Origin of the sequence: Cryobacterium glaciale, assembly GCF_004402535.1 — a bacterium.
Classification (GTDB): domain Bacteria; phylum Actinomycetota; class Actinomycetes; order Actinomycetales; family Microbacteriaceae; genus Cryobacterium; species Cryobacterium glaciale.
On sequence record NZ_SOEY01000019.1, the window covers coordinates 270,287 to 296,315 of the forward strand.

24 protein-coding genes and 1 pseudogene are annotated in these 26,029 nt (G+C 64.6%); 10 read left to right on the forward strand and 15 right to left on the reverse strand.

The genetic code is table 11. The features are described 5' to 3' along the window. Positions 1 to 6 precede the first annotated feature (6 nt). Both E3O06_RS10515 and E3O06_RS10520 read right to left on the reverse strand, forming a co-directional pair. Positions 7 to 486, reverse strand: a complete 480-nt coding sequence (locus E3O06_RS10515) for a Dps family protein (protein ID WP_134503323.1) — start codon at positions 484 to 486, stop codon at positions 7 to 9. A 137-nt stretch (positions 487 to 623) separates the two neighbouring features. Beyond that, positions 624 to 881, reverse strand: a complete 258-nt coding sequence (locus tag E3O06_RS10520; RefSeq protein ID WP_134503324.1) for a hypothetical protein — start codon at positions 879 to 881, stop codon at positions 624 to 626. Positions 882 to 1,018: 137 nt separating this feature from the next. Here E3O06_RS10520 and E3O06_RS10525 point away from each other — a divergent pair, with 137 nt between their 5' ends. Beyond that, positions 1,019 to 1,576 carry an MOSC domain-containing protein gene (locus E3O06_RS10525; RefSeq protein ID WP_134503325.1) on the forward strand — a complete coding sequence of 186 codons (558 nt, stop codon included), beginning with the start codon at positions 1,019 to 1,021 and terminating at the stop codon, positions 1,574 to 1,576. 91 nt (positions 1,577 to 1,667) lie between these two features. Here E3O06_RS10525 and E3O06_RS10530 read toward each other — a convergent pair whose 3' ends face one another. Together E3O06_RS10530 and E3O06_RS10535 are read right to left on the reverse strand one after the other, a co-directional pair. Next, a complete protein-coding gene (locus E3O06_RS10530; RefSeq protein WP_134503326.1) occupies positions 1,668 to 2,582 on the reverse strand; it encodes a DarT ssDNA thymidine ADP-ribosyltransferase family protein in 915 nt (304 codons plus the stop codon). A 154-nt stretch (positions 2,583 to 2,736) separates the two neighbouring features. Then, entirely contained in the window at positions 2,737 to 3,498 is a 762-nt protein-coding gene (locus tag E3O06_RS10535) for an endonuclease/exonuclease/phosphatase family protein (protein WP_166788176.1), read from the reverse strand. Positions 3,499 to 3,724: 226 nt separating this feature from the next. Between E3O06_RS10535 and E3O06_RS10540 the strand changes: the two genes are divergently transcribed. Continuing rightward, positions 3,725 to 4,324: a histidine phosphatase family protein gene (locus E3O06_RS10540; RefSeq protein WP_134503327.1), complete on the forward strand. Its 600-nt coding sequence runs from the start codon at positions 3,725 to 3,727 to the stop codon at positions 4,322 to 4,324. A gap of 247 nt (positions 4,325 to 4,571) precedes the next feature. Then, entirely contained in the window at positions 4,572 to 5,348 is a 777-nt protein-coding gene (locus E3O06_RS10545) for an ice-binding family protein (RefSeq protein WP_134503328.1), read from the forward strand. A gap of 59 nt (positions 5,349 to 5,407) precedes the next feature. Here E3O06_RS10545 and E3O06_RS10550 read toward each other — a convergent pair whose 3' ends face one another. Then, positions 5,408 to 5,698 (reverse strand): hypothetical protein, encoded by a 291-nt coding sequence (locus E3O06_RS10550; protein ID WP_134503329.1) that lies wholly within the window; start codon positions 5,696 to 5,698, stop codon positions 5,408 to 5,410. Positions 5,699 to 5,809: 111 nt separating this feature from the next. Here E3O06_RS10550 and E3O06_RS10555 point away from each other — a divergent pair, with 111 nt between their 5' ends. Next, the gene (locus E3O06_RS10555) at positions 5,810 to 6,094 is read left to right on the forward strand and encodes a glutaredoxin family protein (protein ID WP_134503330.1); all 285 of its coding nucleotides are present in this window, start codon (positions 5,810 to 5,812) and stop codon (positions 6,092 to 6,094) included. Between the two features lie 52 nt (positions 6,095 to 6,146). Continuing rightward, positions 6,147 to 6,470, forward strand: coding sequence for a hypothetical protein (locus tag E3O06_RS10560; protein ID WP_134503331.1), 324 nt, complete (start codon positions 6,147 to 6,149; stop codon positions 6,468 to 6,470). A gap of 104 nt (positions 6,471 to 6,574) precedes the next feature. On the opposite strand, the gene E3O06_RS10565 is transcribed toward E3O06_RS10560, so the two are convergent. From E3O06_RS10565 to E3O06_RS10605, 9 genes are all read right to left on the reverse strand, one after another. Continuing rightward, positions 6,575 to 11,416 (reverse strand): NAD-glutamate dehydrogenase, encoded by a 4,842-nt coding sequence (locus E3O06_RS10565; RefSeq protein WP_134503332.1) that lies wholly within the window; start codon positions 11,414 to 11,416, stop codon positions 6,575 to 6,577. Positions 11,417 to 11,638: 222 nt separating this feature from the next. Then, positions 11,639 to 12,538 carry an aggregation-promoting factor C-terminal-like domain-containing protein gene (locus E3O06_RS10570; protein WP_241980066.1) on the reverse strand — a complete coding sequence of 300 codons (900 nt, stop codon included), beginning with the start codon at positions 12,536 to 12,538 and terminating at the stop codon, positions 11,639 to 11,641. A gap of 298 nt (positions 12,539 to 12,836) precedes the next feature. Continuing rightward, complete coding sequence (locus tag E3O06_RS10575; RefSeq protein ID WP_134503333.1) at positions 12,837 to 14,033, reverse strand: Wadjet anti-phage system protein JetD domain-containing protein; 1,197 nt, start codon at positions 14,031 to 14,033, stop codon at positions 12,837 to 12,839. After that, the gene (locus E3O06_RS10580) at positions 14,030 to 17,407 is read right to left on the reverse strand and encodes an ATP-binding protein (RefSeq protein WP_134503334.1); all 3,378 of its coding nucleotides are present in this window, start codon (positions 17,405 to 17,407) and stop codon (positions 14,030 to 14,032) included. Before E3O06_RS10580 ends, E3O06_RS10575 begins: the two co-directional genes overlap by 4 nt. Continuing rightward, on the reverse strand, positions 17,404 to 18,093 hold the full coding sequence (locus tag E3O06_RS10585; protein WP_241980067.1) for a DUF4194 domain-containing protein: 690 nt from the start codon (positions 18,091 to 18,093) through the stop codon (positions 17,404 to 17,406). The genes E3O06_RS10580 and E3O06_RS10585 overlap by 4 nt, the downstream gene beginning before the upstream one ends. Then, positions 18,090 to 19,541 (reverse strand): DUF3375 domain-containing protein, encoded by a 1,452-nt coding sequence (locus E3O06_RS10590; protein ID WP_134503335.1) that lies wholly within the window; start codon positions 19,539 to 19,541, stop codon positions 18,090 to 18,092. The genes E3O06_RS10585 and E3O06_RS10590 overlap by 4 nt, the downstream gene beginning before the upstream one ends. Positions 19,542 to 19,634: 93 nt before the next feature. Further along, positions 19,635 to 20,057, reverse strand: a complete 423-nt coding sequence (locus tag E3O06_RS10595) for a type II toxin-antitoxin system VapC family toxin (protein WP_134503336.1) — start codon at positions 20,055 to 20,057, stop codon at positions 19,635 to 19,637. Next, complete coding sequence (locus E3O06_RS10600) at positions 20,054 to 20,281, reverse strand: FitA-like ribbon-helix-helix domain-containing protein (protein ID WP_134503337.1); 228 nt, start codon at positions 20,279 to 20,281, stop codon at positions 20,054 to 20,056. The genes E3O06_RS10595 and E3O06_RS10600 overlap by 4 nt, the downstream gene beginning before the upstream one ends. Positions 20,282 to 20,340: 59 nt before the next feature. Further along, positions 20,341 to 21,153, reverse strand: a complete 813-nt coding sequence (locus E3O06_RS10605) for a zinc-binding metallopeptidase family protein (RefSeq protein WP_134503338.1) — start codon at positions 21,151 to 21,153, stop codon at positions 20,341 to 20,343. 247 nt (positions 21,154 to 21,400) lie between these two features. Between E3O06_RS10605 and E3O06_RS10610 the strand changes: the two genes are divergently transcribed. The 5 genes from E3O06_RS10610 to E3O06_RS10630 all read left to right on the forward strand — a co-directional run bounded on the left by E3O06_RS10610 (position 21,401) and on the right by E3O06_RS10630 (position 25,759). Next, positions 21,401 to 22,231 carry an IclR family transcriptional regulator gene (locus tag E3O06_RS10610; RefSeq protein ID WP_134503339.1) on the forward strand — a complete coding sequence of 277 codons (831 nt, stop codon included), beginning with the start codon at positions 21,401 to 21,403 and terminating at the stop codon, positions 22,229 to 22,231. 57 nt (positions 22,232 to 22,288) lie between these two features. After that, entirely contained in the window at positions 22,289 to 23,230 is a 942-nt protein-coding gene (locus E3O06_RS10615; protein WP_134503340.1) for a transporter substrate-binding domain-containing protein, read from the forward strand. 2 nt (positions 23,231 to 23,232) lie between these two features. After that, the gene (locus E3O06_RS10620) at positions 23,233 to 24,195 is read left to right on the forward strand and encodes an amino acid ABC transporter permease (RefSeq protein ID WP_198415809.1); all 963 of its coding nucleotides are present in this window, start codon (positions 23,233 to 23,235) and stop codon (positions 24,193 to 24,195) included. After that, complete coding sequence (locus E3O06_RS10625) at positions 24,192 to 24,962, forward strand: amino acid ABC transporter ATP-binding protein (RefSeq protein ID WP_134503341.1); 771 nt, start codon at positions 24,192 to 24,194, stop codon at positions 24,960 to 24,962. Before E3O06_RS10620 ends, E3O06_RS10625 begins: the two co-directional genes overlap by 4 nt. Before the next feature lie 251 nt (positions 24,963 to 25,213). Further along, positions 25,214 to 25,759: an HAD domain-containing protein gene (locus tag E3O06_RS10630; protein WP_134503342.1), complete on the forward strand. Its 546-nt coding sequence runs from the start codon at positions 25,214 to 25,216 to the stop codon at positions 25,757 to 25,759. 34 nt (positions 25,760 to 25,793) lie between these two features. Here the strand turns inward: E3O06_RS10630 and E3O06_RS17800 are convergent. After that, positions 25,794 to 26,029, reverse strand: a pseudogene (locus E3O06_RS17800) (HNH endonuclease signature motif containing protein); the annotation flags it as partial.

A 26,029-nucleotide genomic window follows, 5' to 3' on the forward strand; every position in this document is an offset into this window, starting at 1 on the left:
CCGGCGTCAGGACTTGGACTTCGCCGCGGAGCGCTTACGCGGTTTGCGGTTCTCCGCGCTCACCATCCAGGAATACTGCTCGAGTTTTTCGATGAAGGCGTGCAGGATGTCGGCGCTCGTCGGGTCTTCCGCATCGACCTCATCGTGCACCTTGCGCATGTTGTCGACCGTCGCATCGAGCCGTTCGGTGATCAGCGTGACCGTCTCGGTGGTGTCCACCTCGCCATCGGGAAATTTCGGCAGGTGGGTGGTCTTGGTGACCGTCTCGCTGCGGCCGTCCGGCATGGCGTCGAGGGCGCGCATCCGTTCGGCGACTTCGTCGGAGAATTCGCGGGCGTCGAGAATGATCTCGTCAAGCTGCAGGTGCAGGTCACGAAAGTTCTTGCCGACGACGCTCCAATGCGCCTGTTTGCCCTGAACGTGCAGCTCGATCAGGTCGACCAGAACCGACTGCAGGTTGTTGCTGAGTGTTTCGGAGGCGTGCATGGTGACCTTTCACTAGGGAGAATTTGCCTCGAGACCATATCACCGCGGACCGATCCGAGCCACAATGCCAGCACCCGACCGAGGGCCGCAGACCCGAGGCGCGGCCCCCGGCAGCCTGGACGATGCCGAGCGCTCGCTCAGGCGTCTTTCGGCGCTCTCGGCTTGCTGTACTTCTTATGCGCGGTCTGCGGAGCGGTACCGAGGATGCGCGCGATGACGGCCCAGGAACTGCCACCATCCCGCATCGCGTTGACCGCCGCGGTGACTCGCAGGTTGACCTCCACCCGGTCACGCACGGCCCGTTCCAGTTCCCGTTCGAGTGCCCGGTAGGGCCGGGCGACGTGCGGTGCGGGTTCGTCGCTCTGGTCGAGACTGTCAGGGACAACACTGCTCATCGGCATCCTTTCCACTGATGTAATGTAGGCCCAGCGCACTGTACCGTCAACCACTTGACACAAACACGGTGACGCCTGCACTGTCGGTGTCGTAGGCATCCGTTCGAACGTGCGTGCGCTGTGGCAGACTCGTTGGCATGACACTCGACAGACCTGCCGGTACGGTGATCTCTGTCAGCCGCGACGACGCGCACCGTTTCAGCAAGCCGGTGGTGAGCAGCATCCGCTTGCTGGCCGGAATCGGCGTGGAGGGCGACTCGCACGCCGGCGCGACGGTTCAGCACCTGTATGCGAAGAAGCGCAATCCCTCAGCGCCGAACCTGTGCCAGGTGCATTTCATGGCCGCCGAGCTGTTCGATGATCTGGTGCCCACCGGCTACATCGTGGCACCGGGAGAACTCGGCGAGAACCTGACGACCGCCGGGATCGACCTGATGACTCTGCCGCTCGGCACCCGGCTGCACCTCGGCGCTGAGGCCGTGGTCTCGATCACCGGCATGCGCAGCCCGTGCTCGCTCATCAACGGCTACCAAAAAGGCCTGATGAAGCAGCTCATCAGAACGGATGCCGCCGGTACCGTTCAGCGCCGCGGCGGCATCATGGGCATCGTGGTCACCGGTGGCGTCGTGAACCCGGGTGACGGCATCCGGGTGGAGCTGCCCATCGGCGAACATCTGCCCCTCGGTGTCGTCTAGCCCGACCCACCGCACGCTGGGCCCACTTTAGGGAACTGGGCCCACGATAGATCATGGGCCCAGTTTCCGGGCCCGGTCCCGGGAAGTAAAACTACTGGGGGTCAGCGGAGGTGTGGAACCACGGCGGGTAGACAGCGACCTTGGGTTTGAACGCGCTCGACTTCAGAATGCCGCGCACGGACTCGCGCACATTGTCATTGCAGACGCCGATGAGGGTGATCAGTTCCATCGGAACCGCGTCGGGCACGAGCAGCTCGGCTTCGAGAATCATGGCGCCGTCGCTCTCGGCGCGCAGGGTCTGCAGCATGCGCTCGGCGGTGGCCGGCGTGGCGCCGAACCGGGTGAGCGTTCCGGCCGCGTCGCCGTTGGTGACGGCGACCAGGCTGGGAACGCGCGGGGTCTCGTCGTCGGTGGCGTCAGCAGGTGCCGCGGCGAGGGCCGCGAGCCCGTCGTTGATCGTTTTGACCGTGCTCACGAGCATGACGAAATCGAAGGCTTCCGAGCCATGGGCGTCGAGCGCGAGGCGCGGGTCTGCCTGCTCAGCGCGAACGCTTTCCCACACGGTCGCATTCGGCGACAGGAAGAACGGCACGTACTCGGCGACGCTGCGGTCAGCATCCGCGACGCGGGCGTCCCGACGGGTTTCCCGCGTCGATGCGGCCGAGATGTCCACCGCGGGACGCGCGGTGAGCGCTGCGTTGGAGCACAGGCGTCCGTCGCGAAGAATCGAAGCGAGGTTGCTGATGTGGGTGAGGTGGTAGACACGCTGCTCGCCGACGTTGTCAGTCGAGGCCTTCTCGGCACGCACCGGGCGGGGGGCGCCTGCGACGCGAACCGGGCGAGCCGTGCGGGCGGCCGGGGTGGCCGCGGTCGGCAACGGGTCGCGCAGCGAGGACAGCTTCGGGGCGCGGGTCTTCTTCACCGGCGTCGCCGGCTCAGTGACCACCTTGGGATAGCACAGGGCGCACAACTGGCCCTCGAGTCCGTGGATGCATTCGTCGTCCAAGAGGGAAAACCTTTCGTTTCGCGGCTCGCGTCACCCGGAAAAGCCGAACGTGCATACCGCCTATCAACGTTACGTTCATTTGGGTGGCAGCGGTGACCGTTCTTGGCTTTTCGGCACCACGACCTGAACAATCAGCCCAGCGGGCATCCGTGGCTCAGATGCTGAAGTCGACGCCGTCGACGGACACCGAAACTGCCTCAGCGGGATTCGTGATGTGGTGCGCGGCATCCGTTTGCATCATCTGCTCGTCGGGGTAGGTCGCCGTCACAAGAATGGGCATGTGGTCGGAGGTACCCTGGGGCAGCGTCTCGACATTGGTGATGGCCAACCCCATCGAGGTAGCGAGGTCGAAGTGCCCGCGGAAGAACTTGTAGCGGGTGTAGGTGCGCGTGTCGCTGAGCGTGAGGTCGTAACCGGACTGGTTCACCTTGTTGCCGAGCTTGCCCTGGAAGATCGGGTAGTTGTAATCGCCGACCATGAGGGTGGGCAGGCCCGGTCCGAGCAGGCTCAACTCTTCGTGGGCGGTGCGAATCTGGTTGCGCCGCAGGGAATTGAGCGCGGTCAGCGGCGCGGCGTGAAAGGACGCGACGACGAGCTCCCGCTGTGCGACATTGTCGATGAGTCGGGTGGCGATCAGTCGCTCGTGCGCAGGCGCGGCGAGATGGTCGTGCAGGGACTTCTTGAGGGCGAAGGTCTGGGTCTTGACCGCCGTGTAACGGTCCCGGTTGTAGTAGATGGCGAGGCCGAGCCGGTTACGCCGGGTGGAATCGGCCAGGTGCAGGCTGCCGACCTCGGCGGGCAGATCGATGGTGTTGCACTCCTGCAGGCAGAGAATGTTGGGACTGTAACGCTCGGCCAGAGCGACGAGTTCGCCGCTGGCACGATTCTTGCGGAGGTTGTAACTAATGACCCTCATGGCACCCGTCTCAGACTTGATGGCTATGCGTCCAGCCTACGACTTGCGCGCGGGTCGAAATTGAACATCGGGGGCCAGTTGGAACATGCGCAGGTGGCATCCAGCCTCACGTCGTCCGCAGCGTCGACTCGTCAGTACGCATGCGGATGCCGGAACAGGCGAGTGGCCGGGTGAAACGTAGACTTGACGGGCCGAAGCGCGTCTTCGGCAAATTTGAGGGAGCTGCATGACCCAGAACGACATCGTTCTTATTCGCCACGGCCAGACGGAGTGGAGCATCTCCGGCCAGCACACCGGGCGCACCGACGTTCCGCTGACCGATTTCGGCCGCCAGCAAGCGGATGCTCTCGGCGAGATGCTCGACGGGCAACACTTTGATCGGGTCTACTCGAGCCCGCTCGTGCGGGCGTGGGAGACTATGGAACGAGCCGGCTACGGCGCCCAGGGCGTGGCGAGCGACGACGTGCTGGAGTGGGATTACGGGGTGTACGAGGGGCGTCGCACCGTGGACATCCGCTCGGAAATTGCCGGGTGGACGGTGTGGGGAAACCCGATTCCGGGGGGCGAATCCGTCGACGAAGTGGGCGCACGCGCCGACCTCGCCATTGAGAAGTGCCTCGAAGCCGAGGGGCGCGTGGCCGTGTTCGCCCACGGACACTTTTTGCGCATCATGACTGCCCGCTGGATGGGGCTGCCCGCCGTAGCCGGCAAGAGCCTCAGCCTCGGTACCGCCACGGTATCGACACTCAGCTGGGAGCGCGAGAACCGCGTTCTGCAAATGTGGAACGACGCCTGTCACCTGAGCTCGATGGACCCCGTCGTTTAGACCCCCCGAACGGCCGAACTACCCCTAGTCTGAGGTTAGACAGGTTCTATTCGTTGGAACCGCGGTCGTGGGGGCGCACGAACGAACGTGCGGATTGCGCCCTGAGGGCACGACGGTGGGGGCTTGGGGGCGTCACATGCTTGCGAGTTCGGTCAACGGGAGATATCCGATGTGCAGCATCGGCGACCACGACCGCCGTGGTCCTGCCCCGGCCCGCATCGTGTGGGTCCTTGAAGAAGGAGAAAACATGAGTACTTTCACGCAGCTTTCACCGTCGCGCAAGCGACTTATCGGCATCCTGCTCGCCGTCGGCATCGTCGGCGTTGGCAGCATCGGAATCGGCGGAGCCGTCGCCTCCGAGCCGATCCCGCGGGCCACGGTCGACCTCGGAGAGGCCGGCACCTTCGCCGTTCTCTCGAATGCAGGCATCACAAATGTCTACGCTTCGTCGGTCAGCGGAAACGTCGGCGCGAGCCCCATCACCGGTGCCGCTATTCACCTCACCTGCCCTGAGGTGACCAACGGAACCATCTACAGCGTCGACGCCGCGGGGCCCTCCTGCACGGTGACCGACGCAACGTACCTCACCGAGGCCGTCAGCGACCTCGAACTCGCCTACACCGATGCAGCCGGGCGCACCACTCCCGACTACATCAACCTGGGTGCCGGCGAAATCGGCGGCCTCACCCTGACCCAGGGCCTCTACACGTGGGGCACCGACGTGACCATTTCCACCGATGTCACACTCACCGGCGGCATCAATGACGTCTTCATCTTCCAGATCTCCAATGACCTGAATCAGGCCTCCGCCAAGCGCGTTGTCCTGGCCGGCGATGTTCAGGCGAAGAACGTGTTCTGGCAGGTTGCCGGATCCGTCGCCATCGGCACGACCGCGCACTTCGAAGGCACCATTCTCAGCCACACCATGATCGCCATGAAGACCGGAGCGACCATCAACGGCCGCCTCCTGGCCCAGACAGCCGTCACACTGCAAAGCAACACGGTCACTGCGCCCGTCGGGTAGCGCTGCACACGAGAAAGGCGCGGGTGACTTCTGGTCACCCGCGCCTTTCTGTTTTAACGTCAGTGCACCGGAACCCAGGTTCCCTTGACCCGCTCGGTGACGAGCGACGCCCGCAGCTCGGCGACGACCCGCAGGTCGGCCACCACCTGGGCGCCGATCTGCAGGGCCGACGCCGCGTCATCCGCTGTGAAGCGCACGATGACCCGGGCTGCGCCGGCGACGATGGTGAGATCGGAGGCCTCGACGGTGGTGAGCTCGGCAGCCTTGGCTGCGGCCCGCGGCACGACCGAGGCGGGCGCGGTTCCCGGGTGCAGGGCTTCGATACTCATGGTGACGCGATAAGAAGGCATGGCTTCAGGGTACGGGTACTGCTGTACTGAACAGGTCATCATCGATCACCTGCACGACTGAAGCGGATGCCCACCCCGCGGCACACAGGCGCGCCGCCTAAGATCGCTGGCATGACTGAAACGACTGCCACCGCACCGCGCATCACGATGTATGGGGCGGAGTGGTGCGGCGATTGCCGTCGTTCCAAGTCGTTGCTCGACCGACTCGAGGTGGACTACGACTACGTCGACCTGTTGCTGGTCGAGGATGGCGCCGACCGTGCCCGCGCCATCAGCGGCCGCACCAACATTCCCGTCATCGTGTTTCCCGACGACAGCCACCTGGTCGAGCCGAGCGACGCCGAGGTACGCACCAAGCTCACGCAGCTCGGCAGCTTGAGGCTGACCGACCGCTGAGCTTTCCCCCGTGCTACTGTCAGAAATCGCAGATACCAACGGGGGTCGTACCATGCACGCAACTGTCACGCCGTCGACGCGGCGCTTTCCCGTCTCGCTGTGGGTCAGCGTGGCGCTCTTTTTGCTGTACAGCGTGCTCGGCGTGGCCGTCTGCCTCGAAGTGCGCAACGATGCGCTCAACATCATCGCCCTGTTGACCGTGTCGCCCCTGATGTTCGTGGGCATGGTCGTGTCCGTGGTCGACATCGTGCGCACCCGCAAGCGCGGCGGCGCCGATTCGGCCTACATCCGGCTGCAGTGGGTCGGCCTCGCGCTCATGGCCGCTGCGATGCCGCTCTGGCTGGCCATCGCCTTCGCGGTCGCAACGCTGCCCTAGCCGACGATTGTTTCGACTGATTTGACCTGCAGGCGGGGATCTTGTGCATGGGCCGTTTTGGGTGAAAAGGGCGCCCCGCACTCGGGACGCCCTCTTTGCTGCAACTAGCGGCGCACGATGGATCGCAGCAGGCGCACGGCCACCGAGAGCGACGCCATGTCGTCTTGCGCGAGCGAGTTGACCTCTTCGAACACGCTGCGCGCCCGGCCGAGCTGTTCGGCGTTGAGTGCTTCCCAGGCGAGAAGACGCTCGTCGGCGGGGCCGGCATCCGTTTCGTCGAGCACCGCGCGGGCCATATCGGCGACCGTCGAATACAGGTCGTCGCGCAGGGCTGCGCGGGCGAGCGCCTGCCAGCGGTCCTTGCGCGGCAGCTTCGTGATGCGCTCCAGCAGGTTGTCGACGCCGAACCGGTTGTAGACCGTGTAGTAGATGGCGGCAACCTCGGTGACCGGCACGTTGGCCCTGGCGGCGACCTGGGCCACGTCGAGCAGCGCGTAGGCCTCGAACAGTTCCGACCAGCGGCGACCGAGATCGTCGGGCAGGCCCCATTCCCGAGCCTTCGTTTCCTGCGTTTCGAGGCGCCCTCGGTCGGTGCCCTGCAGGTAGTCACCGAGGTGCTCCCGCATCAGCGCGATCTGCGGCTTGTACTTGGCGATCACGGCGCCGACGGGCATGTTGCCACCGTGGTTGACCTGCCAGCGCACTGCCCGGTCGAGCAGCCGGCGAATGTCGAGGTGGATCGCCGTCCACTTCTCGGTCGGGAAGGACGACGGGAGCGCGTTGAGCTCGCCCACCATCGTGTCGATGTCGAAGACCTCGCGCAGGGCCACGAAGGCCCGCGCGATCGTCGCCTGGCTGGCCGAGGTCTCTTCCATCGTGCGAAAAGCGAAGGTGATGCCGCCGAGGTTGATCATGTCGTTCGCGACGACGGTCGCGATGATCTCCCGGCGCAGCGGATGCGTGTCGAGCTCGGCATCGAAACGCTCAGACAGATGGGTCGGGAAGTACCGGCGCAGGGTACCGCCGAACCACGGGTCATCGGCCAGATCGCTGTCGCGCAGCGCGGTGGCCAGCTCGATCTTGGCGTAGGCGGCGAGCACGCTCAGCTCGGGGCTGGTCAGGCCCTGCCCGCGGTCGAGACGCTCCCGCAGGGTGGCGGTCGTCGGAAGGGCCTCCAGCTCGCGCTGCAGATCACCCGATTCCTCAAGCCAGTTCATGAGGCGTTCGTAGCTCGGGCTCCAGTTGTTCACGAGCACCCGGTCGTTGAGCAGCAGGATATTCTGGTCGACGTTGTCCACCAGAACCAGACGCCCCACTTCGTCGGTCATCTCGGCGAGGAATTCAGCCCGCTCTGCGGGGTCGAGCTTGCCGGCGGCGACCATGCGGTCCACGAAGATCTTGATGTTGACTTCGTGGTCTGAGCAGTCCACGCCGGCCGAGTTGTCGATCGCGTCGGTGTTGAGGATGACGCCGGCGAGTGCGGCTTCGATGCGGCCGAGCTGGGTAAAGCCGAGGTTGCCGCCCTCTCCCACGACCTTGACCCGAAGGTCCCTGCCGTCAACCCGGATGCCGTCGTTGGCCTTGTCTCCGACCTGCGCAGCGGTCTCGCTGCTCGCCTTGACATAGGTCCCGATGCCGCCGTTGTAGAGCAGATCGGTGGGCGCCAGCAGAATGGCACGCAGCAGTTCGGGCGGGCTCAGCTCCGTGGTTCCCTCGGGCAGTCCCAACACGACCTGAACCTCGGCCGAAATCGGAACGACCTTGGCCTGGCGGGGGAAGACGCCGCCGCCGGCGCTGATCAGGTCGGTCGAATAGTCGGCCCAGGACGAACGCGGCAGTTCGAACAATCGGGCCCGTTCGTCGAAGGAGAGCGCCGGGTCGGGGTTGGGGTCGAGAAATATGTGCCGGTGGTCGAAGGCCGCGACGAGCTTGGTGTGCTTCGAGAGCAGCATGCCGTTGCCGAACACGTCACCCGACATGTCGCCGACACCGACGACGGTGAACTCTTCAGTCTGGGTGTCGACACCCAGTTCGCTGAAGTGGCGTTTGACCGACTCCCAGGCACCCTTGGCGGTGATGCCCATTTCCTTGTGGTCGTAACCGACCGAGCCGCCGGAGGCGAAGGCGTCGCCGAGCCAGAAACCGTACTCGGCGGCCAGCCCGTTGGCGATGTCGGAGAACGAGGCCGTGCCCTTGTCGGCGGCGACGACGAGGTAGCTGTCGTCATCGTCGTGGCGCACCACGCGGTGCGGTGCCACGACGTGCTCGCCATCCGCTTCGGCGACCAGGTTGTCGGTCAGGTCGAGCAGCCCGCGAATGAAGGTCTTGTAGCTGTCGATGCCTTCCGCCATCCAGGCCGCACGGTCGATGCCGGGGTCGGGAAGCTTCTTCGCGAAGAAGCCGCCCTTGGCGCCGGTGGGCACGATGACGGCGTTCTTGACCGTCTGGGCCTTGACCAGCCCGAGCACCTCGGTGCGAAAATCTTCGCGGCGGTCCGACCAGCGGAGCCCGCCGCGAGCGACCTTGCCGAACCGCAGGTGCACGCCCTCCACCCGCGGAGAGTACACCCAGATCTCATACTTGGGCTTGGGCGAGGGCATCTGCCCGATCTGCGACGGGTCGAGCTTGATGCTCAGGTACGGCTTGTACTGAAAGAAGTTCGTGCGCAGCGACGCCTCGATCAGGGTGATCAGCGAGCGCAGCACGCGGTCGGCGTCGAGGGTGGCAACCTGCTCCATCGCGACCCGAAGCTGCTCGCGCACGTCGGCGACGCGGAGCATCCGCTCGTCATCGGCCAGGTCCGGATCGAACCGGGCCTCGAACAGGGCGACGAGGCCCCGCGTGACCGCCGGATTGGCCAGCAAGGCGTTCGCGACGAAGCCGTAGGAGTTGGTGTTGCCGATCTGGCGCAGATACTTGGCGTAGCTGCGCAGAATGACCACACGGTGCCAGGGCAAGCCGTCTTGTAAGACCAGGCGGTCGAGGCTGTCAGATTCGATGGCGCCGCTGATGGCCGCGCCGAAGGAGTCGGCCAGCAGCGCGCCGGTCGCGACCGGGTCGACTCCGGCCGGGTAGTGCAGGCCGAGGTCGTAGAGGTAGAAGCGGCGCCCATCGGTGGTCTGAATCTCGAATGGCACCTCATCGAGCACCTCGATTCCGAGGTTCTGCAGAAACGGCAGAATCTGGCTCAGACTCTTCGGTTCGGTCATGTAGAGCTTGATCCGAGCGTCTTCGCCGGGATCGCCGGCCGTCTTCGGCAGGTAGACGTGCAGCCCGGGGCGGGTGTGCGGGTCAGCGGATGCCCCCACCTGCGCGGCGCAGGCCTCGAACCGGCCGATGTCCTCGAGGGCGTCGGTGATTTCGTAGTCGACCCGGTAACTGTCGGGAAAGGCCTCGGCCCACACGTCGGACAGCCGCTCGGCTTCTTCAACCGAGTGGGTTTCCCGGAGTTCGTCGCTGATGCCCTCGGGCCAGGACCGTACCGCCATCGCGAGGCGGTGTTCCAGATCGGCGGCATCGACGGAGTCGGCGGACACTTCTTTGGGCAAGCGGATGCGATAGAACAGTCGCGCCAGCGCGGATTCGGTCATGCGCGCTTCGAAGTCGAGCGATTCCGAGTTGAACGTCTCCTGCAGTTCCTTCTCGATCCGCAGCCGCACAGCGGTGTTGTAGCGGTCACGCGGCAGGTAGACGAGGGCCGACATGAAGCGGCCGTAGATGTCGGGCCGCAAAAACAGGCGGGTCCGGCGACGTTCCTGTAATCGTTGGATAGCCAGCGATGCCGTGACGAGGGCGGGGACCTCGATCTGGAACAGCTCATCACGGGGGTAGGTCTCCATGATGCCGAGCAGGTCCTTGCCGCTGTGCGACTCGGGCGGAAAACCCACCTCGGTCATAACGGCCTGGACCTTTTCACGCAGTACCGGCACGGCCGTGACCGAGCTGGTATACGCGCTCGCAGCGAACAGTCCGATGAATCGCTGCTCGCCGTTGACCTGGCCGGCGGAATCGAAGCTCTTGATGCCGATGTAGTCGAAGTAGGCGGGGCGGTGCACGGTGGACCGGGAATTGGCTTTGGTGATGACCAGTGCGGTGCGCTCGCGCGCTTTCTGCCGGCCGGCATCCGTCAGGTGCTGAATCTGGTGGCGATCATCGGCGGAACGCAGCAGGCCGAGGCCACTGCCCTCGATGAGGGAGAGCACGTCTTCGCCGTCGAGCGTCTCGAGGTTGTATTCGCGGTAACCGAGAAAGGTGAAGTTGCCCTCGTCGAGCCAGTGCAGCAGCTGTTGGGTCTGGCGGAGATCTTTGATCTGCTCGGCGCCGGCGATCGTGTCGAGGGCGTTGGCGATCTGCATGGCCTTGGTGCGCATGAGCGGCCAGTCGGCGACGGCGGCACGCACGTCGCCAAGAACGGCGGTCAGCCCGGCGACGAGGCTGGCCTGTTCCCCCTCGCTCGCGGTGTCGATCTCGATGGCGATCCAGGATTCGAGGTGTGAGGCGTCATCACCGGTCGCGATGAGGTGTGCGATGTCGGGCATGGCCGAGGTGTCACCGCTGGAGACGCCGGCGCTGGCCGGGATGCGGTTGATGTCGACGAGGTCGTTCGAGGCCTTGCTGCGGGCCACGATGAGCAGGGGGTGCACGACCAGGTGGATGGCCGAATGCTGGCGCACGAGTTCGGCCGTGACCGAATCCACCAGAAAGGGCATGTCGTCGGTGACGATATAGACGACGCTGCGACCGGATTCATTGTGAATCTCGATCGTGGCCGTCTTCGGCTCCCGACGCTGCGCGACCTGCCAGTGCGTACGCGCCCGGGCTTCGAGCAGCTCCGGGGTGTAGTTCACCGCATCTTCGTCTGTTAGATGCTCATAGTAATCAACTATGAACGTTTCGAGCGTGGGATCTGACGGGGACAGACCCGTTCGGGTGAAACCAGACGACATCGAAAAAACGCCTCCATTAAAGATAGGTGTGCGGACTCCCGCGGCGGGCACGTCGGTGTGCCTCGCCGAACTCAAACCTGCAGAGCCCGTGCTCGCCCATCGTACCGCCGGGCCCGCCGCCCCGGCTGGCCGCCGCAGAACCTGCGGCCAGCCGGGGCGAAACAGCCTGCTACTCGTCGATTCGGTCGTGACCGGGGCATAAACCGCCGGGAACTATCGAATTCAGTACCAGCCGACGGCCTGCGAATGCGACCACGCGGCGCACGGCGTTCCGTAGGAGGATGCCTTGATGTAGCCGAGCCCCCAACTGATTTGTGTGGTCGCGTTGGTAGCCCAGTCGGTGCCGGCCGAGGCCATCTTGCTGCCGGGCAGCGCCTGCGGAATTCCGGTCGCGCCGCTGCTGGAGTTCATGGCGGCGTAGTTCCAGCCGGATTCTTTCTGCCAGAGCCGGTCGAGGCAGCTGAACTGGTCCTCACCCCAGCCGTACTGCGAGGCGGCCATCGAACGTGCCGTGGCGCGCGCGCCGTCGACGTTGTTGCCTCCGGCGAGGGATTGAACGCGAGCGGCTTCGGCTTCGGCCTCTGCGGCAGCAGCAGCGGCAGCTGCCGCCGCAGCCGCCGCAGCTGCCTCGGCGGCAACGCGGTCGACTTCGGCGGTGGCGGCAGCAACCGCCGCGGTCTGGGCCTTCGCCTCGGCCGTGAGGTCTTCGACCTGCTCGATCGGCAGGATGTTGTAGCTGGCCAGGGAGCTGGCGACCGAGGTGAGGGCCGTGGCATCCACTTTGCTGACGCTGGCAGCGATGACCAGGTTGGCTGCATTCAGGGCAGCGGATGCGTTGCCGCGGGTGATCGATTCACCGCGCGCGGCGTAGAAGTCGAGTTGGTCGCTCTGCAGGCCCGAGCTTTCGGCCAGTGCGGTCGTGGCTGCGATGCTGTCCTGCCGGGCATCGGCGGACTGTGCGGCGAATCCGCTGCCGGCGACGAGGCCGGCGATAACGAGTGCGGCACCGGTGGCAACGGCAATCTCGTGCCGGCGGGTGCGTGGCCTGCGGGGCTTGCGTGTGTTTCCGAGGTTTCGGGGGGCGAGGTGGGCACGGGGCGTTTCAGTGTGTTTTGGGCGCATGTCCTTCATCTGGCGCGAGTGCTGGGCGCTAGGTACGCCCGTTCGCTGAGTTTTTGGCCCGTGCACTTCGGGGTGGCGCGGGCGAGTCCGCCAGCATGCCCGGCCCGTTTGAACGAATCCTCACGATTTTCTCCGAATCTCCTGACTTTCGGTCATGCGAGCTGCGCCGTGGCATACTTTGCGACCAACGGCAGACTGGCGCACCCTCGAAATCCGATGATTTAGCTGATCAACGGCGCAATAACCCGCACAATCCGCCTGCTGGAGCGCAGCCAGGCGAGCCGAAAGAAAGTCGTGACTAAATCTGCGCGGCGACGGCGAGCAGGCGCCCGAGTGCATACTTCCACTCGATGCGCTCCTGCTCCAGGCGCACGTTTCCCTCCGAACGGATGCGCGTGAGCGCAACCTGTTCATCGGGCGTCAGCGTCGGGTAGGTTCCGCTGGCCGCTTTCGGCTCGGGCACCCAGAGGTCACGAAACTGCAGCAGAACGCCTTCGTCCATGAGTACGCTCGTCACGTCGTCGCAGGTGCTGCGCAGCGCGTGCAGAATAGCGAATCCGTCGGAGTCGAGGTCGCCCCAGTAGATGACGCGGCCAGATTGGATCCAGGGGATGGCACCGAGGCGCGGCGCGGCATAGCCGCCGCCGTGCACGACGACCGCGCCCGGCAGGTCGGGCATCGCGAACATGGTCTCCAGATTCTCGAATACGAACACGGTCGTCGGGCGGATGGCGAGAGCGGCGAGCTCCTCGACGGGCGCGATCACATCGCAGAGCCCCCCAGGCCGCAGTTGCGGGTCGAGAAAGCGAACCCGCACGAGGTTCGGTGCACCCTGCAATCCGAGCGAGAGACGCCCGCTCACCCCCGCGTGCAGCCCTTCGACGACTGCACGATGCGCTTCGAGCCATTTCGTGTCGATCCCCCGAATGGGCAACTGCCGAATGCGCCAACCGGATGCGGGGTGCGCGGTCAGCCACGCCACAACATGCAGCAGGGTCGCAAAGTTCGCATCGGTCAGGGCCTGCAGGGTGCGGGCATGGCCGCGGATCGCGGCGGCCAGCGGATCGATCGTTCCGGAGTCGATCATGCTGGGGAATGCCGCCCGTAGTTGGGCGGCGCGGCGCTGCAGAGCCTGCCACTCCCGGGCGGTGGCGGCGCCGGCGAACGCGGCGATCGCATCCGCTCCGCTCAGCGTGCAGCGCTCAGGCACCGTCTGCGCGCCAACCCGCGACCACTGCCGCTCACCCCACGTCACATAAACACCGGGCACATCGATGTTCGGGAAACTATCGGCGATCGCTCGCCACTCGCGTTGCCAGGCGATCGCGGCGTCCTGACCGAGGAGCGCTGCGCGTTCGGTCGGCGGGTGCAGCACGATCTCGAGCAGCGCGGTCTCACCGCCCAGCGCGGCCCAATCGCGTTGGTCCTGTGTGACGCGCTTGCGGGCCCGCTCGCGGGCTTCGGCGACCGTTACCATGCCGCGAGGCTGCTTCATTCGGCCTCGTCGTCGGCGCGAAAGACCACGCTCGCGGTGCGGGAATCGTTGCGGCTGGTGTTGGTGATGGAGGTGATGCCTCCGACGTAGGGTTCGATCGTCTGGAGCAGTTTTTCGGGGGTGGCCAGGATCATGTGGAATCCGAATTCCACGAACACGTCCATCGCCATGCGGGTGTAACGGCTGTCGGCCTTGTCGAACGCTTCGTCAAGGATGATTGTGGCGTAGGTCGGCAGCTCGTCTTCGTCGGCAGCAAGCTGGTAGCGCAGGGCCGCCGCGAGGCAGAAAATGACGAGCTTCTGCCGCTGCCCGCCCGAGAGACCGGCGCTGGAGTCATGCACGTTCACCGTGCGGCCGGCCAGGTCGACTTCGTGGGCCATGAAGGTGACGTGTTCGCGGGTGTCGAGGCAGCGGCGGCGCCAGGCGACGTCGGCGTTCTCGCTCGACGCCAAACGTTGCATGATCTGGTTGAGAACAATGAACCTTCGTTCGGCTGCAGCGAGGTCTTCGTCGTTCCAGGCGCCGTCGGCAACGGTCTTGAGGTCGGCCATGAACTGCAGCACCTCGGGAGCCCGCCGCGTCTTCACCTCAATGCGCAGATAGCGTTCCACATCGAATCGGGAACGGCCGAGCGACGCGTTGACCGGGTCGATTCGGTCCACGACGAGTTTGGGGGCATCGCGAATATCCGAGGCGAGGTGGCCGATGAGATCACGCGATTTTTCGCGCAGCAGCTTGAGAAAGTTGCCCTCGTGCTCGGGCAGACCGCGAGCCACGATCCCCTCGAGCAGGGCGCGATAGCCTGCCCGGTCGTCGATCGAAGGGCTCAGGTCAGCGGATGCTGCAGGCCAGTTCGCTTTGAATGCTCCTGCCCCTAACACGAAGGCCGATTGCGCCTGGCCGATCACATCTTGTGCGGCACGCCACTCACGATTCAACGCTTCGCTGACCTTACGGCCGACTTCCTCTATGTTCTTGCGATCGATTTTGCGTCGCTCGGAGCGATAACGGGTCTCGAGCAGGTTCGTGTCCGCATCCGACAGTGCGGCTTCCTCGTCGGTGTTGCGCGATTGCACCCGTCGACCGATGTTGTCGATGAGCTGCCCGAGTTCGCGCAGAATCGCCCCGCCCTGACTCACTTCGAGGGCGCGCGCCCTGGCTGTGGCTTCGGCCGCGTGCTGCCGGGCACGGGCATCCGTTTCGACGGCGATCGCTCCCTGTAATTCGTGGTTGCCGGTGGTGAGCGCTTCGAGCTGCCGGCGACGCGCACGCACGAGTTCATCAGCCGCTATGCGGTCGAGCTCTGACCAGTCCTGGCCGAGCACACGCTCCAGGACGGTGCGGCGTCGGGTGGCGGAGTCTCGCACGTGTTGCGCCTGCTTGAGCCTGTTGTCGGCCTCGCGGTGCCGCTGGTCTGCCTGGCGGCGGCGCTCCAGCAACAGGTCGATCTTGGCTTCGTTGTCGGCTCCAAGAATCCACTGGCTACGGTCGTCTACCCGGTGGCGGTCGTTCTTCTCATACCGACGAGCGCCTTTCTTGACCTGCCCACCGATCGTGACGCCCTTCTCAACTTCGTCGAGCTCATCGGGATGGTCGACGCAGGCGTAGTCGAATTCCTGGGCGGTGCGCGTTTGCAACCAGTCGTGGAAAGGGCCGTCGCTCACGCGAATACGGTGCAGCAGCGACCGGCCGGTTCGGGCGGCCTTGGGTGCGTCGGCGAGCGTCGGAACCGCCTCGAACACGAGCCGGGCACCGAGGTTACGTGACTCGACGCGGCGGCGCACCTCGGGCAGATAGTCGTCGCGCACCAGCAGGGCATTCGCGAGCGGATACAGCACTCGCTCGATCGCACCGCTCCAGGCAGAGAACTCCGGCAGCACTTCAATCAGCTCACCGGCGAACGGCAGCGCAGCCTCGGTGACGCCGAGTTCCTCGGCGAGCCGTTTGCGCGCGAGCAACAGCGCCGCCGGCAGGTTGCTCTTGCGGGTGCGCAGCTCGGTGAGTTCCCGGTCGACCCGGTCGAGTTCTGCCTTTGCGGCAAAGTACTGCTCGTTGTCGTCGTGATCGTGCGCTGCCTGCGGTGCGGATTCAGCCAGCACCCGGCGGCTCGACTCCTGGAATTCGACGAATTCGGCGTTATCCTGCGGTGCAATCGCAACGCCGACCCCGGCGAGATCGTCACTGAACGATTGCCAGCGCTTCGCCGTCGCCTCGTAGCTCGTCACCGCATCGGCGACGCGGGCCTGCATGAGCGCCGCGTCAGATCCGCCCAGCTGCAGCGCCCGACGTTCGGCGACGCGCAGCAGTTCGTCCGCGTCGTCCCGAGCAGCATCCGCTGTGCCGGATTCTGCCTCGGCGCGAGCCTGTTGGGCACGCAGTGCTCCCCGTTCGTCGCCGGCGAGGCGCAGGGTGAGCTGGTCTTGGAACGGGTCGATCAGTTCGACCAGCCGTGCGGTTTCGGCGGCCGTGGCGGAGGCCGTTTCATAGTCGACGATCGAGGCCTCAAGTTGTTGCAGCTGCTCGGCCTGGCGGCGCAGCTCGACAACGTGCTGGTGGGCCTGGTTCAGCTCGCCGAACTGCTCGACCGCTGTTTTGGCCCGCTTGAAGGTGGGGGGCTCATCGAGCATGAACGACCGAAACAGCTGGTCGAGGCTGCCGAGGTTCTTGGCCGACTGGGTCTTGTGCAGGAGGTGCAGCGCGTTCTCGTTCTTAATGCCGAGCACCCGGCCGAGGCGTGAGTAGAACCGGGCGTGGCTGCCCGTGGTCGTGATGACCGCCTCCGGCCACGCTTTCTGGATGCGCCTGGTTTCAATTCCCGAGGCGACGAATTCTTTGAAATCGAGCAGGGTCGCCCGGCCGCGGTCGATGAAGCAAACGTCCTTCAGGTCTGCTTTGTCGACGCTGGTCCCGCGCAGGTGAAACAGGCGCGCGAGGGTGACGGGGGCATCCACTTCATTGTCGAAGCCGAGCAGAATGCCGCTCCAGGTCGGCCCTTTTCGCAGGTAGGTACTCACGGCGCGGTCGAGGTTTTCGTCTGCCTCTTTGCTCCACGCGCCACGCACGTAGCTGATCAGGCTGCGGTCATCGTTCCGCGATGCGGCGTCCTGGGCGGCGGCGTTGAAGCGCAACCACTTGTCGGGGGTGAGCACAGTACCGATCGCATCGAGCAGCGACGACTTGCCGGAGCCAGAGGCGCCGGTGAACAGGTGCCCCTTGCGGGCAATATCGATGGGGTGAAATCCGTCAAAGGTGCCCCAGTTGAGCAGTTCGACGCGGGCCAGCCGCCACTGCCCGACGTGGATGGGCCCGATGATCGTCGACTGGTCCGCCGTGTCGGGGACGTCGTCGAAGCCGGGCATTTCGAGCAGTGTCATTCGGTCACGTCCTCGTCGGAGTCATCATCGGTCTCAGCGCCGCTTGCAAATCCCCCGCCGCCGTCGGCGATCCGCCGGTATTCGGCGCCGATGGCCTGTATCTGGTCGGCGTCGACGATCAGCCGCAGCACCGGTGAGATTTCGGCCCGGTCGTCGGCGCCGGCCGGATGAATCACGCGCAGTTTGTTTTTCATATTCAGCCAGGAAGAATTCATGCGCCGGGCGAAGTCGGCTTCGTCGCGGTCAGGTGTGCGGTAGACCCAGAGTTGCTCGAACACTTCGTCCTGGCCCACGATCACCCGACCCTCCCCCTCGCCGGCAAGCAGCATCTGGCGCAGCACCAGCAGCATCGCGGTGTCGAGAAAGGTGAGCGCCGCGGTCCGAACCGTGTTCGGAGTTTTCAGCTCAGTCGTGCTCACGTTGCGCACGAAGGCGAACTCACCGACGCGGTCGATCACGAGATCGAGGAACAGCTCGTGCAGGCGAGAACGCAGGGCGATTTCATCGGCCAGTAACGCCGACCAGAGGGCTGGCGCCTTCACGCCCGACAGGTAGGGCCCCTTGATCAGCTCGAGCAGTGCGCGCCGGGATAGCTCTCCGAGTATGCCGGTGTCTTGCGCCCAGAGAGCGGGCCCGGGCGCGGAAAGATCCTGCGCTTCGCCAATAGTTGCGGTGGTGTCGGTCACAGCAGTCTCCCCGTGAAACGGTAGATCGGAATGTCGGCGGCGCGAGCGGCCTGGTCGCTGCCCTGCCAGCGCACGGTCTCGACGCCGCCGGGAATGGTGCCCTGGTGGGCGGCGAGGGTGAGCAGGCCCACGACGCTCGCGACGCCCTGGCTGGCCGGGTGACGTTCCAGTACCTCCCGCACGGTGCACACGTCGAGTTCGGTGAGCACGGTGTTGACGTTGTCGATGAGTTCTGCGAAATCGATCTCGGTCTCCCGGGCGAGGGCGCGCAGGGCGGCGAGGTCGGCTGTACCGGCGACATGTTCGACGATAGGCGCCGTCGCATCGAGTTCGGCTGGGTCGTGCAAACGCACGGCGCCGACGCTGCGCAGCGCGACCGCCGACAGCTCGAGGTGCAGCGTGGTTGGTTGATACGGCTTGGTGTGAGCGGATGCCGCCACTCCGGTGGCGAGCGCACCCCGCAGTAGGGAGCGCAGTACCCGGTCGCGCTGGTAGTCCTGGGACTGCACATAGCGGCGCAGGCCGCGGGCGAACGCGGTGATCACCTCGTGGATCTCGCCGCTGTGGTCCTTGAGCGTGCCGATGAAGCGGCGCAGAAACTGGCGCTGGGCGGGCGTGAGGTCAGCCGCGAAATCACCGGCCAGTACACGGGCCACATCGTCATCGAAGGCGCTGCCAACGGCGGGGTCGAGCACGAGGGCGGAGAATCCGGCGAAGCTGCGCCCCTCATCAGATTCGGCAATGAGGTCGACGCCGCGAAACACCTCGTCGAGCACGGTGCGCTGGGTGTCGTCGCTCTCGACGATACGCGCTCGCAGGTCGCGGTTGAGGTTCTCGAACTCGGCCCGCACCCGGGCGAAGTCGGATGGGATCTCCTCGGCCTGGGCCAGGATGTCCCGCACGCGTTCGAGGGCTCGGGCCGGGTCGAGGGTTTCGACGTCGCCGGCGTGGATGCGCTCGATCTGAGCGTCGATGCGGTCGCGTTGGGCGTGCAGTTGTTCGAGGCGGCGGGTGACGTCGGGGTCGGTGTCGATGGCGAGCTGGCCCAGCTGCACGCCGATGCTGGCGAGTCGCGATTCGGTGACGGTCTGCCGCGGTGCGGCGAGCTGCTCTAAAAAGCGGATGGCGCCAAGTGCGCCCGCGGCGAGCTCGAACGTTTCACCGCGGGTGTCTTCGTCGGCCCGGCGGGTGAGGAACCCTGACTTGCGCCATTCCGCGCAGTAGCCCTGGGCATTCTGGGGCAGGTCGAAACCGTGGCCGCGGAGGGCGTCGAGGTCGTGGTCGATGCGTTCGTAGAGCTCGGCCGTGGCCAGACGCCGGCTCTCTCCCCCGAGATGCTCGCTCAGTAATGCGGCGATGACGGGGGCGTTGGCGGCGCGGAGGAGCCGCCACGTGGCATCCGTTTCGATGAGTTGCCGCAGGGCATGCGTCTGACTGAGTGCGGACACGCGGCAGACCTCCTTCGACTCGCTTCAAGGGTACTGGTCGTCTGTTTCAGCCGTGCCCCCTTCGGAACCCGGCCGCGGAGCTCGGGCCGACAGTCAGAGGGGCACATCAGTCCATGGGTTGATCAAGGTGATTCCGAGATCCTGAAAGTCGCTGATATTTTTGGTGGCGAGCGCCATCCCCCTGCACCGGCAGATCGCCGCGATCATGCCGTCTTCCACGCTGAGCGGATGCCCGCTCGCGCGTCGAGAATCCTGCATCAATGCGTAGATACGCGCCGCGGGCTCGTCGTAGGGCAGCACGTGATCGGCATAGGTCGTTAGAGCGAGCTCTATTGCGGTCATCAAGCCGTCTCGGCGACGACCAGCGGGGAGCATTCGAACTCCGGTGAAGATCTCGCCAACGCTCACAGACGTCAGCGCAACGTTGTCGGCGACTCCATCCAACCAGGCCAGCACCGCGGGTTCCGGCCGCGTTCGCAGGGGCTCGGAAACAACGTTGGTATCCAGCACGATCATGAGAGATCGAGTTCGCGTCCCAAAGTGCGCGCCGGCAGTTTCAGGTCGTCGCTGCGAAATTCCGCCGTGGCGGCGACCCATGCTCTGGCGAAGTCACCGCCCGTCACGGCCGCACTCAATATCGATCGTGCTTCTGCTTCCATGGACTGATTGTTGGCTGCCGCGCGACGCTTGAGGCGTCGCTGTACTTCATCATCCAGATTGCGAACGGTAATAGCGGCCATAAGAAATCCCTTCCACAGATTGCTATCAATGCTAGCACCTAGGCACCAGACTGCGACGGTCAATCCGACGGAATGCCCGCGCGCCCGACGTGGTCGAGAATCGTCGCGCAGATTCTCATCCCGTCTTTGAACCGAGACAGCTCGAAGTTCTCCTTGGCCGCGTGATTGTTCTGGTCGGCGTTGGCATAGGGCACCAGAACCGACGGGATGCCGAGAATATCGGTGAAGACATAGTTCGGCAACGAGCTGCCAAGGCTTGGCGCCACGAAAGATTCGACGCCTGTCGCCTGCTGCACGGCACCGGCCAGAATCGCAGCAAAGGGACTGTCGAGCGCGCCCAGCACGAGCTGGGGCGTGCCGCTTCCACATCCATAGCCATCTGAGGTAATGGCGAGATCCGCCGTCAATAAGTCTTGATGGTGCCGCACGAGGTCCAGGTGCGGGCTGCCTAGCACTACCTCTCCCATAAAGAGCACTTTGACGTTGACCGGCAGCTCGCCGTGTGCGGCGAGCGTTGCCCGCAACGCCCAGAGCTGCGCGAGGTGCCGTCGCTTGTTATCGCATGTGCCGCGCCCGTAAATGAGCACGGTCGGCTGGTTTGGATCGACAAGTCGTTCGCCATACACTGCCGGCGGCCCGTATCCCTCGACCAGGTGTGTGCGCAGACCACTCGTGCACATGCTGTGCTGCACAACCTGGGCGCAGAAGGCGAGGTCGTACGTGGGCGAAACTCCGCCGCAGACGATGCTATCGAGGTAGGCGAGTTCTTCGAGCGCAGCGGCAAATCCGGAGTCGATCTGACCGTAGACATCGTCAAGGCGCGTGACTGGACCGGCTCGAAGGCTCTCAGAGTCCTGTCGTGTCGTGAGCATTGCGCAACCTTTTCTGGCGAGGATCGACGACCAATGGTGTTCATCATATAGATAGATGGTTTATTCAGCGATGCAAGACGCAAGAATCTGGCTGAGCATCCCACCAAGGAGGGAGCGCGATCGAGCTGATCGCGGCATGGTATGTTCCAATAATGTGCATCTCCAGCTGGCACAGCACCCTGTCACAGCAGCTCGTGCGCACCCACGCGCCCGATGCCCATAGTCGCCAATCAATCGCGGAAGCCGCATGACCTCGAACCCCGCGGAGTACGCCATAAACGCTGACGCTCCCGCCCCACCCCCTGCGGCCGCTCACACCACGGACTACATGATCGGTCCGGTTGCAGCAGCCCTCGACATCATGCTGGAGTTCGAGAACGGGCAACGCGAGCTGCGGGTAGCCGACATTGCCCGGCGCATCGGCGTGACCCGGAATAAGGCATTCCGCCTCATCAAGACTCTCGAATCCCGCGGCTTTCTGCAACGCATGGGCGACCACTACCGGGTCGGGAGCCGTCTCCTCACCCTCGGCGAAGTCGCCGCCAAACCGATCGAGGCGCTGCGTGCGGCCGCGCAACCCGAATTACAGGCATTACAGGTTCAGACCAACGAAACGGTTTATCTGATCACGCCTGTCGGCAACGAGGCGATCTGCATCTCCCGCATCGAGAGCACGCACTCCCTGCGCATCTCGGTCGACGTCGGGGCCAAACGGCCGTTGGATTCGGGTGCCGGGCAGAAGATGTTACTTTCCGGTCAGGACGAGCAACGGTTGGCTCAAGTGCTCAGTCACCGGGGACCTGCCTTCACCGAACACACCATCACCGACGAAAGCGAGCTGCGACATCAGCTCGACGAGATTCGCCAACGCGGTTACAGCCTCAGCCTCGGTGAGGTCGACGCTGGGGCCGGGGCTGTCGCCGCGCCCGTCTACGACTATTCGGGCGTGATGATTGCGGCGCTGGTCATTGGCGGCGCTATGGCGCGCGTATCAGCGAATCTCGACGGTGTCTGGAAAGAGCTCGTCGTCAGCGCCGCCCACCGCATTTCTGTAACTCTTGGCTTTCAGGACAAATAGTGTTAGTTCTGGCGCGTTGCGGTCTGCCCAGCCGCCCAGAGTAATGGAGTACCGACCATGAAACGTATCCAAGTCGCGACAACCCTCTGCCTGGCCCTCTCGGTTTCGCTCCTGATTGGTTGCAGCGCAACGGTCGAACCAGAGAAGACTGCGGAACCGGCAGCATCCACTCTTTTGGACCAAAGCATTCATGACGCCCTGCCCCAGGCCATTCAGGACGCCGGCGAGCTCACCGTCGTCACGAGCGGAGCGAACCCGCCCTGGTGGGTGACGGTGCCCGGTGAAACCGGCGAGTATACCGGCGCTGGCGCCGAACTCATGGCGGCCGTCGGCGAAGTAATGGGCATTGAGGTCAAGATCGCTACCGTGCCGGATATCTCCGGTGCGTTTGCCGCGATCAGCGCCGAGCGCTACGCCTTCGGGTTCTTTCCTTACGCCGACTCGGTCGGTGGGCCGAAGGAGCGACCGGGCGCCGAATTCGTGGACGTGCTGCAGGAGGTCGTGCCATTCCTGGTCGAAAAGGGCAACCCGAAGAACGTCACCAGCATGGACGAATTATGTGACGTGACCGTTGCAGCGCTGGCCAACGCCGCCACCTACAAGGTTGCAGAGGCCCAGGCAGTGAAATGCCAGGAGCAGGGCAAGGACCTGACCGTACTCAGCGTCGCGAGCGTACCCGACGGTGTGCTGGCACTGCGATCAGGGCGAACGGATGCCTTCTTCACCGGCGGAGCTTCACTGTTCCACGCGGCCAAGGAGTCGAACGGCGAGCTGGAAGTCGTGGGGGACGATTTTGCGAACGGGTTCGCCGGTCAGTTCATGGGAGCGTTGCTCCCGAAGGACTCCGAACTCTCCGATCCACTGCTCGCGAGCTTTCAGGTGCTGTTCGACAACGGTGACTACGAGAAGATCATGACCAAGTACGGCCTCGACCGCGAGATCATCGACCAGCCCGGCATCAACCTCTACGCCGACTGGCTCGTCGAGAACCCGCAGTAATCTTGGCAACGCTGCCGAGTAACCAGGCCGACATTGAACTGCCAGTCGCGCAACACCCCGTGGACGTGGCCGGGGCGCTCTCGCCCCGACGCCCCGCTACCTGGGTGCTCTCCATCATCACCGTGGTCGTCGTCGCACAACTCGTGCAACTGCTGGTGACGAACCCGAACTTTGAGTGGGACGTTGTCGGGCAATATCTCAACAGCGAAACCGTGCTCCAGGGTGTCGTCATGACCCTCTTTCTCACGGTAACGGCGATGACGATCGGTCTGGTTCTCGGCGGCGTTCTGGCGGTGTGCCGATTGTCGGACAACGCACTCCTGCGCACGCTGGCCTCCTCGTACATCTGGTTCTTCCGCGGCACACCGCAGCTCGTGCAGCTGATCTTCTGGTTCAATATCGGCCTGCTCGTGCCCGTCTTGAGCATCGGAATCCCGTTCGGTCCAGCATTCGCGTCCATCGAGTCCAATACCCTGATCACACCGCTGCTGGCTGCCATCGTCGGCCTCGGCCTGCACGACGCGGCCTACCAGGCCGAGATTTATCGCGCCGGGCTGATCTCCGTTGACGAGGGACAGCTCGAGGCAGCCAAGGCGCTGGGAATGAAGCCGGCCCGGGTGTTCTTTCGAATCCAGCTGCCGCAAGCGATGCGGTTCATCGTTCCTCCCACCTTCAACTCCATCATCGCGCTGGTGAAAGGCACCTCGCTGGTCAGTGTGATCGGCGGCGCCGAATTGTTGTTCTCGGTCAAGGAGATCTACAGCCAGACCTATCAGACCGTGCCGCTGCTGATCGTCGCAAGCATCTGGTACCTCTTCATCACGACCGTGCTCAACGGCGTGCAATTCTTCATCGAGCGTCACTACGGCCGGGGTTCCAGCCGCAACGGCAGCTCCTCCATGGTCGCCAGGTTTCTCGATCGACGGGCCGCCGAACGCAACCTGAATCGAGGGATGGAATCATGACCCAACCCATTTTGCGCATCAGCGGATTGCGTAAGCAATTCTCCGGCGTCGACGTTCTCAAGGGCATCGACCTCGACGTTCACGTTGGCGAAACCGTGGCCATCCTCGGTTCGTCGGGGTCAGGCAAGTCCACCCTGTTGCGCTGCGTGAACTGCCTCGAGGTTCCCAGCGGCGGGGCGATCTGGGTGGGCGAGGAGCTCATGGGCTACCGGCAGGAATCCGGCAGCACCGTGCGTCGGCTCACCGAAAGCCAGATTGCCGTGCAGCGGCGAAAGGTGGGGATGGTCTTTCAGAACTTCAACCTTTTTCCGCACTGGACCGTTCTGCAGAACATCGCCGACGGACCCCGCTCCATTCTAAAACTGAGCAAGGCCGACGCCATCGAGCGCAGCATGGCGCTGCTCACCCGGGTTGGACTGGCCGACCGCGCGCAGGCCTACCCCCGCCAGTTGTCTGGCGGACAACAGCAGCGGGTCGCTATCGCTCGGGCTCTGGCCCTCGAACCCGCCGTGCTTCTGTTTGACGAACCGACCTCGGCGCTCGACCCGGAAAACGTCGGCGAGGTCACCGATGTGATGGCTGCGTTGGCGGCCAGCGGGGCGACTATGCTCGTGGTCACCCACGAGCTCGGCTTCGCCCGGGCCGCCGCCGATCGTGTTGTCTTCATGGACGGCGGCGTCATTCTGGAGCAGGGAACGCCAACCGAGGTGTTCGACCACTCGCGGGAACCGCGCACTCAGGAGTTCATGCGCAAGACCCTGGTCTGAGTATCCAGCGAATGCCCCGCTGTCGTCATGCACATATGGCACGAATCGCCGCAGCGACACGGCACCAAAAGTTCACCCAGTTCGTGGGGCGCCGCACTGTAGCGGCACGTGCTTAGCTAAACCAGAAGCATTTCTGGGGGCAGTACAATCCACAATCTCACGCGGAAAAGCGATACCACTATGGGCAAAATGCACCAACGAGCGCGCAAGGCCATTGCGGGCAACGAATCCCGCCAGGGCGGGCAGAGCAAATGAGCGTTCCCCGGCTCTATCTCTCGGTCAACGGATGCCTCTGCCCCAGTTCCGAACCGGACCCGGCCTGGGGCGACGTGGCGAAAGCATCGATCAGCATTGACCATGGTGACGGCCAGGCATCCACCCACGACGTGCATTGGGCTCCCCGACTCATCACCGCCCTTGACTCCTTGCTTATGCAATATGGCGTTGAACTGGTCTGGCTCACCTCGTGGAACGAGCTCGATGCCACCCGCCAGCTTCTCGTACCCGCGCTGCACGGGCTTGCCGGCGGCCGCATGCTCGACGTCACCACCCCGCCGATCAGCCCCGGCAAGACTGATGGCGAGACGGGGCTGTGGAAGTCACAGCGCATCGAGGAAGATCAAAACGTGCCGGCGCCATTCATCTGGATCGACGATGCCGACGTTCAGATTCACGGCGAAAAGGTGCGGAGCGTCACTCAGGAAACACCATCGCTGCTGATTCCGCCACACTCCGAAGTGGGCATCACCGTCGACGACATCGCCCTGATGCGCAGCTGGCTGGAACAGTTGGTCTGAGTTGATGCGCTCAGCTCGTTGCAGCCCTGTCTAGCTAGGTGCGCCAGTGCGGTTCGGGGCTGGGGGTGTTGGCTCGGTGGCTGTGGGCGGGGCGCCAGGTTTGGGTGGGGTCCCAGAGGAGTGGGCCGAGTACTTGGGGCCTTCCGCCGACCATGCGAATCTGCCAGCCGTTGGTGTCGATGGTGTGGTGATGAAACCAGCACAAGAGTGTTCCGTTGTCGACGTTGGTTGGTCCGCCTTGTCCGGCGGGGTGGACGTGGTGGACTTCGG

Bases quoted from the DNA above. Each gene is read 5' to 3' on its own strand.
- E3O06_RS10615 (WP_134503340.1), top strand. From the start codon at position 22,289: ATGAAACGTATCCAAGTCGCGACAACCCTCTGCCTGGCCCTCTCGGTT.
- E3O06_RS10605 (WP_134503338.1), bottom strand. From the start codon at position 21,153: ATGCTCACGACACGACAGGACTCTGAGAGCCTTCGAGCCGGTCCAGTC.
- E3O06_RS10515 (WP_134503323.1), bottom strand. From the start codon at position 486: ATGCACGCCTCCGAAACACTCAGCAACAACCTGCAGTCGGTTCTGGTC.
- E3O06_RS10540 (WP_134503327.1), top strand. From the start codon at position 3,725: ATGACCCAGAACGACATCGTTCTTATTCGCCACGGCCAGACGGAGTGG.
- E3O06_RS10625 (WP_134503341.1), top strand. From the start codon at position 24,192: ATGACCCAACCCATTTTGCGCATCAGCGGATTGCGTAAGCAATTCTCC.
- E3O06_RS10575 (WP_134503333.1), bottom strand. From the start codon at position 14,033: ATGAAGCAGCCTCGCGGCATGGTAACGGTCGCCGAAGCCCGCGAGCGG.
- E3O06_RS10610 (WP_134503339.1), top strand. From the start codon at position 21,401: ATGACCTCGAACCCCGCGGAGTACGCCATAAACGCTGACGCTCCCGCC.
- E3O06_RS10630 (WP_134503342.1), top strand. From the start codon at position 25,214: ATGAGCGTTCCCCGGCTCTATCTCTCGGTCAACGGATGCCTCTGCCCC.
- E3O06_RS10580 (WP_134503334.1), bottom strand. From the start codon at position 17,407: ATGACACTGCTCGAAATGCCCGGCTTCGACGACGTCCCCGACACGGCG.
- E3O06_RS10545 (WP_134503328.1), top strand. From the start codon at position 4,572: ATGAGTACTTTCACGCAGCTTTCACCGTCGCGCAAGCGACTTATCGGC.
- E3O06_RS10520 (WP_134503324.1), bottom strand. From the start codon at position 881: ATGAGCAGTGTTGTCCCTGACAGTCTCGACCAGAGCGACGAACCCGCA.
- E3O06_RS10560 (WP_134503331.1), top strand. From the start codon at position 6,147: ATGCACGCAACTGTCACGCCGTCGACGCGGCGCTTTCCCGTCTCGCTG.
- E3O06_RS10595 (WP_134503336.1), bottom strand. From the start codon at position 20,057: ATGATCGTGCTGGATACCAACGTTGTTTCCGAGCCCCTGCGAACGCGG.
- E3O06_RS10555 (WP_134503330.1), top strand. From the start codon at position 5,810: ATGACTGAAACGACTGCCACCGCACCGCGCATCACGATGTATGGGGCG.
- E3O06_RS10565 (WP_134503332.1), bottom strand. From the start codon at position 11,416: ATGTCGTCTGGTTTCACCCGAACGGGTCTGTCCCCGTCAGATCCCACG.
- E3O06_RS10600 (WP_134503337.1), bottom strand. From the start codon at position 20,281: ATGGCCGCTATTACCGTTCGCAATCTGGATGATGAAGTACAGCGACGC.
- E3O06_RS10525 (WP_134503325.1), top strand. From the start codon at position 1,019: ATGACACTCGACAGACCTGCCGGTACGGTGATCTCTGTCAGCCGCGAC.
- E3O06_RS10570 (WP_241980066.1), bottom strand. From the start codon at position 12,538: ATGCGCCCAAAACACACTGAAACGCCCCGTGCCCACCTCGCCCCCCGA.
- E3O06_RS10535 (WP_166788176.1), bottom strand. From the start codon at position 3,498: ATGAGGGTCATTAGTTACAACCTCCGCAAGAATCGTGCCAGCGGCGAA.
- E3O06_RS10550 (WP_134503329.1), bottom strand. From the start codon at position 5,698: ATGCCTTCTTATCGCGTCACCATGAGTATCGAAGCCCTGCACCCGGGA.